This window comes from Nostoc sp. UIC 10630, assembly GCF_010747425.1.
Classification (GTDB): Bacteria; Cyanobacteriota; Cyanobacteriia; order Cyanobacteriales; family Nostocaceae; genus Nostoc.
In genome coordinates, this window is the sequence record NZ_JAAGOG010000310.1 from 1 (window position 1) to 6,975 (window position 6,975).

Annotated in this window: 7 protein-coding genes; 2 read left to right on the forward strand and 5 right to left on the reverse strand. The window is 36.9% G+C overall.

Annotated features, from left to right (window positions below; translation table 11 throughout):
- Positions 1-108 precede the first annotated feature (108 nt).
- Complete coding sequence (locus tag G1O98_RS35885; protein WP_163938901.1) at positions 109-1,212, forward strand: AI-2E family transporter; 1,104 nt, start codon at positions 109-111, stop codon at positions 1,210-1,212.
- A 65-nt stretch (positions 1,213-1,277) separates the two neighbouring features.
- On the opposite strand, the gene G1O98_RS35890 is transcribed toward G1O98_RS35885, so the two are convergent.
- Positions 1,278-2,750 (reverse strand): ATP-binding protein, encoded by a 1,473-nt coding sequence (locus G1O98_RS35890; protein ID WP_175586997.1) that lies wholly within the window; start codon positions 2,748-2,750, stop codon positions 1,278-1,280.
- Positions 2,751-3,271: 521 nt separating this feature from the next.
- On the opposite strand from G1O98_RS35890, the gene G1O98_RS35895 reads away from it, so the two are divergent.
- Positions 3,272-4,873: an alkaline phosphatase gene (locus G1O98_RS35895; protein WP_163938903.1), complete on the forward strand. Its 1,602-nt coding sequence runs from the start codon at positions 3,272-3,274 to the stop codon at positions 4,871-4,873.
- 126 nt (positions 4,874-4,999) lie between these two features.
- Here the strand turns inward: G1O98_RS35895 and G1O98_RS35900 are convergent, their stop codons facing one another.
- The 4 genes from G1O98_RS35900 to G1O98_RS35915 are packed head-to-tail and all read right to left on the reverse strand — an operon-like array spanning position 5,000 to position 6,658.
- Positions 5,000-5,251, reverse strand: a complete 252-nt coding sequence (locus tag G1O98_RS35900; RefSeq protein WP_163938905.1) for a hypothetical protein — start codon at positions 5,249-5,251, stop codon at positions 5,000-5,002.
- Positions 5,252-5,278: 27 nt separating this feature from the next.
- The gene (locus G1O98_RS35905; RefSeq protein WP_163938907.1) at positions 5,279-5,872 is read right to left on the reverse strand and encodes a Uma2 family endonuclease; all 594 of its coding nucleotides are present in this window, start codon (positions 5,870-5,872) and stop codon (positions 5,279-5,281) included.
- Positions 5,873-5,900: 28 nt separating this feature from the next.
- Positions 5,901-6,302, reverse strand: coding sequence for a type II toxin-antitoxin system VapC family toxin (locus tag G1O98_RS35910; RefSeq protein ID WP_163938909.1), 402 nt, complete (start codon positions 6,300-6,302; stop codon positions 5,901-5,903).
- Complete coding sequence (locus tag G1O98_RS35915; protein ID WP_163938911.1) at positions 6,299-6,658, reverse strand: ribbon-helix-helix domain-containing protein; 360 nt, start codon at positions 6,656-6,658, stop codon at positions 6,299-6,301. The genes G1O98_RS35910 and G1O98_RS35915 overlap by 4 nt, the downstream gene beginning before the upstream one ends.
- Positions 6,659-6,975 lie beyond the last annotated feature (317 nt).

Genomic DNA, 6,975 nt, shown 5'->3' on the forward strand with positions numbered 1-6,975 from the left:
CTATAGCCAACCGTTGACAATAATAATCGGAAACGCCAATCCTATACTTAACCATCGCGGTAGTTTGTTTGCTGATTCCAATAGTGATGACTCCACAAGTCATCACTAATGCAATCAGCAAACAAACTACCGCGATGGTTAACTATAGGATTGGCATTTCCGATTATTATTCTCAACGGTTGGCTATTGCTCCAGGTGGTGCAGTATTTTCAGCCATTGATTAGTATTATTGCCGCCGCCATTCTACTGGCATTTGTCTTGAACTATCCAATCCAGTTTTTGCAAGAACAAGGGGTAAAACGTAACCTTGCGATCGCAGGAGTGTTGCTTTTAACTCTAGTGATTTTAGTAGCTTTAGGCATTACCTTAGTTCCCTTAATTATCCAACAACTCGTTGAGCTAGCCAATATTTTGCCAAGTTGGATTGATTCTGGTACTCAGCAACTCCAAACTTTCCAGGATTGGGCGTTAAGTCAGCAACAGCTTCCCATTAATTTAAGCGGGTTATTTACCCAAGTTCTGGAACGATTATCTAACCAACTTCAGTCTTTCACTGGTAGAATTCTTGGTTTTGCCGTTGACACCATTGGTATTGTTCTCAATGTGTTGCTGGCGGTAGTGCTAACTGTCTATCTAATATTAAATGGCGAACGTCTTTGGGACGGAATATTTCAGTGGTTTCCCCATAACATTGGGTTAAGATTGCGGGAATTACTGCGAGAAGACTTCCACAATTACTTTATTGGTCAAGCAACATTGGGAGCCGTATTGGGGGTGACAATTACACTGGCGTTTTTGACGCTGCGAGTTCCCTTGGCTTTACTTTTTGGTATCGGGATTGGTTTATTTTCTCTCTTCCCCTTTGGTACAGGATTCGGTATTGCCATAGTAAGCCTTTTGGTGGCATTGCAAAACTTTTGGTTAGGAGTTGAAGTATTAGGTATAGCCGTTGCAATCGACCAAGTTAATTCTAATTTTGTTGCACCTCGAATTCTGGGTAATTTAACTGGTTTAAATCCTGTATGGGTAGTGATTTCTTTGTTGTTGGGGGCAAAGTTAGGAGGGGTGCTGGGTTTGTTAATTGCAATTCCTATTGCTAGTTTTATCAAGGATACAACAGATAGCTGGCGGGCTGGAGAGTTTAATAAGATAGATGATATCGTGTCAGAACCTGTTACAGTAACAAGTGAAACAGCAGGGACTTATAGTTAGAATTCAATATTTAAATAAAGAAAAACTGACTAAGAATGTCCCTTCTTTGGTTATTGTTTGTTTTTCTAAACAAGCTCAGAATTTAGGTGAATCGGAATTTCAATAATAAACTCAGTCCCTTTGCCAAAAGTTGATATACATTGCAGATGACCACCGTGTTTTTCCACAATAATTTGATAACTAATAGATAAACCTAATCCAGTTCCTTTCCCAACTGGTTTAGTAGTAAAAAAGGGATCAAATAATTGCTTTTGCAAATTCTCTGGAATTCCTGGGCCATTATCGAAAATGCGAATAATTACTTGATTGTCATTAGTGAGTTGAGTCCGAATACAAATTTTTCCTTTTTTATCCCTTACCAATGACGTAGGCGCTTCTCTACGAGACGCTGCGCGAACGCCTTCCCGCAGGGTATGACTAATGACAAATGACTCTTCTATAGCATCAATAGCATTCACCAAAATATTCATAAATACCTGATTGAGTAACCCAGCGTAGCACTCCACTTGGGGAAGATCGCCGTATTCTTTAATTATGTTGATGTTTTCACATATTTGGTTATTTTGAAGACGACTTTGTAAGATTATTAGCGTACTATCAATACCTTCATGGATATCAACTAATTTTTTTTCAGATTCATCAAGACGAGAAAAATTTCGTAAAGAAAGAATAATTTGCTCGATTCGTTTGGTACCAACCTGCATAGAAGTGAGAAGACGGGGGAGATCGGTAGTTAAAAAATCCAGTTCAATTTGTGCGATCGCAGTTTTAATTTCCGTTTCTGGTTCAGGATAAGATTGTTGGTACAATCTAATAATATTGAGCAGATTTTGACTATATTCGATGGCGTGAACAAGGTTCCCAGCAATAAAGTTGACAGGGTTGTTGATTTCGTGTGCAATACCAGCAACAAGTTGTCCTAATGCAGCCATTTTCTCATTCTGAATTAACCGCGTATAGTTTTCTTGAAGATCGCGAAAGCCTGCTTTAGCAACTCTAGATTGTTCCTCCACCTGTTGTAGCTGAACGAGTGTTAATACATGAATTTGGGAGTAGGCTAAGAGTAATTGATGAAAATCGACTAGCTTATATTTTCCACACGTGGTTTTGATCAAAATTGGCTCGTATGCAATTTGAGGTGGTCGTTGCAAAGTTATCTCAGTTGCTTTAACAATAGACGTATCCTCAGAAATGGCTAATATCTCTGTCTGGAAAAACTTGTAAAGAATTTTAATCGGTTTTGTAGAAAATAAAGCCAAACTGTAGGGGGAACTCATATACTCAAAAAATTTCCGCCGTGAAATCATCCCTACATACTCTTGATTATTATTGAGGATAATTCCTGGTAATAAAGGCTCTTGCTTAAAGAGCGTAACTAAATCATTCCCTGGACACTCTATTTCAATATGAACTTTCCAAGAGAGTAATTCTTGCAACGTTGACTCTAATCGCAAATTGGACTCATCAGTATTTGTTGTACTACGAATAGTCGATATATTCTCATGTCTTGACTGTTGAGGTAATATTTCTGGCAACATTATGAATACCCGTCTCTATAATTTCAAAATTCATCAATCGTTATAAACTTATTTTTCCCAGATTGCTAACCAAAATTACAGTGTAGATGTGGGAATATAGAGTACCTCATCAAATCCAATACTTTTATGAAAGCGTAGACATTTAGCGGCTTATCATTAAAGGCTATTTCTCAGACAAATTTTAATTAGGGTGCATTAGTCTAAAGCAATAACACACAATTTTTATAGCGATGTGTTAAGCGCTACAAGCGTCTTTTGAGCTGCAAATTACATCAAAATATTCACTTAATACAAAGGTTAGAATTTAACCTTTTTTATTGATTTTCTCGTTATTTTTATTATTCGACCAAGACCACAAGCAACAAGAGTACCACCTAATGTTGTAGACTCAGGTGCTTTATATGTTAAGACACACATTAAAAAATTTATTAACCCTTATATAACTAAACCTTTACTTTTTATTATAAAAAAAGTGGTAAAAGCTTATTTTGTAATACTTTTTAAAATTGACATTATTTAATATGGAATCTCATAACCCATTGAAGCTAAACCGTCGCCAATTTTTGCTACGTTCAGCGATTACGGCAGGTGGAATTATATCCACAAATTTGGCATCAAAATCACAAGTTTTTGCTGAAGCACCTGGAATTATCACCTCAGATAAAATGCGTCCTGCTATACCTTATGGCGTAGCTAGCGGAGATATTTCTAACGATAGTATTGTCATTTGGAGTCGTTGCGATCGCCCCGCCAAAATGATCGTAGAATACTCTACCAGCGAATCTTTTAGAAATGTGCAGCGAGTTGTCGGGCCCAATGCTTTACAAAATAGCGACTTTACAGCACGACTTTATCTGAGAAACCTGCCACCAGACCAACAATTATTTTATCGGGTAATCTTCCAAGACTTAGATTATAAAGGCACTTACAGCGCTCCTGTCAAAGGCTCTTTCCGAACTCCCCCCAAATTTGGGCGAGATATATTCTTTGTTTGGGGTGGCGACACCGCCGGTCAGGGATGGGGAATTAATCCTGATTTTGGTGGGATGAAAATTTACGAAACCATGCGTCAACTTAATCCTGACTTTTTCATTCACTCTGGCGATAATATTTATGCCGATGGCCCCATTCAATCAGAAGTGAAGCTAGACGACGGCACAATCTGGAAAAACATTACCACACCAGAAAAATCAAAAGTAGCAGAAACTCTTACAGAATTTCGTGGCAACTATATTTACAATTTGTTGGATGAAAACATCAAGCGTTTCAACGCTGAAGTTCCGATATTGGCACAGTGGGACGACCACGAAACAAGAAACAATTGGTATCCTGGACAAATTATCCTCAATGATGACCGTTATACAGTTAAAGATGTTAACTTGCTAGCTCAAAGAGCAAGGCAAGCATTTTTGGAATACCTGCCTATTGGGTATACAAATAATGAGCCAGACAAAACGAGAATTTATCGCTCCTTTAAGCATGGCCCATTATTAGATATTTTCATGCTGGATGAGCGTACCTATCGGGGGCCGAATAGCCCTAATAATCAGCCAGTACCCAGTAAAGACACAGAATTTACGGGTAGAACACAAATACAATGGTTAAAAAGGCAATTGCTGTCATCAAAAGCAACATGGAAAGTGATTGCTAGTGATATGCCTCTGGGATTGATAGTTAGAGATGGTAGCACAAACTTTGAAGCTTGGGCTAACGGAGATGGCCCGGCTTTAGGAAGAGAACTGGAACTTGCAGATTTACTCCGATTTATCAAAAATAAGAATATCCAGAATGTTGTTTGGTTAACTGCTGATGTACATTATGCAGCAGCCCACTATTATGACCCCAGCAAAGCACAGTTTACAGACTTTAAGCCTTTTTGGGAGTTTGTTGCCGGACCTCTGAACTCTGGCACATTTGGGCCAAATCAACTAGAAAATACCTTTGGCCCCCAATTAATATTTCAAAGTCTTCCTCCAGGTACAAAAGCAAATCGTCCTCCAAGTGAAGGTTTGCAATTCTTTGGAGGAGTCAAAATTGATGCTTATACAAAGGTGATGACTGTAACATTGCGTAACTTGGCTGGGGAAACTGTTTACAGTGTAGATTTGCCGCCAGAAAAATAAAATCATCAAAAGCGTGGCGAACTATTAAAACAAGGGGATTTTACCCCTTGTTTAAGGTAAAAAAATTCTCTTTTCTCCGTGTACTCTGTGCCTCTGCGGTTGATTAAAAATTGTAGTCAGAGTAAGTTACCCATGAATATGAAGAAATAGGGAATAACCACTGGCAGCAAAAATAAAAAGGATAGCCGCAGGAAAAATTACTACATCCCTGACAATAAATAAAATCCAATCTTTTCTTAGTTCTTGTTTAAATTTAAGTTCTTTCAGCTTTCGCTCAAGTTCTACATTTTCTTGTGACTGCAAATTTTCAGGTGATAAAATTAGTGGATTGTCGTCTGTACTGGCAATGATTTTTGATAAATCTGTTCTATCTGTCATGCTATTTAGACACAAATAATTAAAATATTACTGTCGGATTTCTTTGAGAAACTCTATCCTTGCCTCAATTATTGAAGGCATTAAAACGCAACGTTCTAACAAATTTATATCTAGTTCTGGTAGTAATTGACTTTGAGTAACTTGCTCATAGTTATCATTATTGAGGTGATATACAGATAACTGATTATTTTCCCAAAACCAGACTTCATTAATGTTAAAACGCTTATATTTTTCTAATTTATCTATGCTGCCACTGGTAATATTTACTTCAATCGCTAAATCAGGATTTTCTTTTTTCTGCCCTATATAATAAGATTCATCAGGTTCAAAGGAAGCTCCTTTTTCTTTCGCGCGACGAGTAGCACTACCTACAGGGATAAAATTTATACCTTTGTCAAAAAAGTAAGCTTCCAGCAATATAGCGATTACTTTTTTTAGTATCTCATGTTGTTCACCAAGAGTCATAAATTCTACACACCCATCAAGATAAGATATCCGCAAACCTGGCGCATCTGCTGTTAAGGCTTCAAGTTCCTCAAATTCTTCCCAAGTGTAATGTCCAGGTAAAAGAAATCTCTGTTCTTGGAGGCTGGTGATTTTATCTAGGGTTTGTGGAGTCATAGTTAATATGCCTACTTTTGCTAAGTTTTTAAGGCAGAATCCAGTTTTCCAATTTTAATCCATTGATGCGTTCGTAGTGACGAGTATTGTTTGTGACTAAAGGGTAATCTTCTGCAAGTGCAACACTAGCAATTAATAAATCAAATTCAGCAATTATTTGTCCTATTCTACGGAGTTCTGCCTTTAATTCACCATACTTTCTCAGAGCAGGATTAGTTAGAGGTAGAACGAGTAAGTTTTGAATAAATTCTTCTGCACGAGTTAAATTTTCCACTACTCGTTGAGAATTATAAGCACCAAAATACAACTCAGCAACTGTGATGCTACAAATACAAATTTGCTCCCATTCTATTTCTCTAACTTTAGTTCTGACTGAATTAATATCTTTAATCCAATAACTACAAGTATCGGTATCTAGTAAGTAAATCATAGACTAATGTCATTGTTATAAATAGTCCGGCTATCATAAATATCTTTGACTATTTCCTCAGCAGTACGTTCATCTTCCCAAGGGCCGAGCCTTTTCATAAATGTGTCTAGTGGATGAGGTTTTGGCTGCTGTTCAGATGAGAGGATAATTTCATTCACTATCAATTGATTTGCTTCTGGAACTCCTAATTTTTTGGTTTCCTCTTTAGCTATAACCATAATTTGCATCAAGGTTATAGCCTGACGCAGAACATCACTTTTATTTGTACCTGTTTTATTTGCTAGTTCGTCTAGTATCTGGTTTAGTTCAGGTGACAAATCTAAGTTTAAGCGAACCATCTTTTGAATGTTAGTCATGGTTCCATCCTTATGTAAAATCTTAAGTACATTATAATTTACTGAGGCTATAAGATTAACAGCGATGATTCAAGAACTTGATAGGTTTATTCTGAATAGTGATATACCAGAATAACGATGAGCATATTTATTATCTAATGTATTAGATAAAATTTCTTTGTAGGTTGTTGATAAATTTTTGTCAACAGAACAACAACCAATTAATCCAATTTCATAAAATTTATCATAGAGACTTTTTTCTTGACTATGATTTTCTGATTCTGATTGAGGATACCGCTTTTTGAGTAACTGAATAAATCAAGTAGTAATATTTGAGC

Bases quoted from the DNA above. Each gene is read 5' to 3' on its own strand.
- G1O98_RS35885 (WP_163938901.1), top strand. From the start codon at position 109: ATGCAATCAGCAAACAAACTACCGCGATGGTTAACTATAGGATTGGCA.
- G1O98_RS35890 (WP_175586997.1), bottom strand. From the start codon at position 2,750: ATGTTGCCAGAAATATTACCTCAACAGTCAAGACATGAGAATATATCG.
- G1O98_RS35895 (WP_163938903.1), top strand. From the start codon at position 3,272: ATGGAATCTCATAACCCATTGAAGCTAAACCGTCGCCAATTTTTGCTA.
- G1O98_RS35900 (WP_163938905.1), bottom strand. From the start codon at position 5,251: ATGACAGATAGAACAGATTTATCAAAAATCATTGCCAGTACAGACGAC.
- G1O98_RS35905 (WP_163938907.1), bottom strand. From the start codon at position 5,872: ATGACTCCACAAACCCTAGATAAAATCACCAGCCTCCAAGAACAGAGA.
- G1O98_RS35910 (WP_163938909.1), bottom strand. From the start codon at position 6,302: ATGATTTACTTACTAGATACCGATACTTGTAGTTATTGGATTAAAGAT.
- G1O98_RS35915 (WP_163938911.1), bottom strand. From the start codon at position 6,658: ATGACTAACATTCAAAAGATGGTTCGCTTAAACTTAGATTTGTCACCT.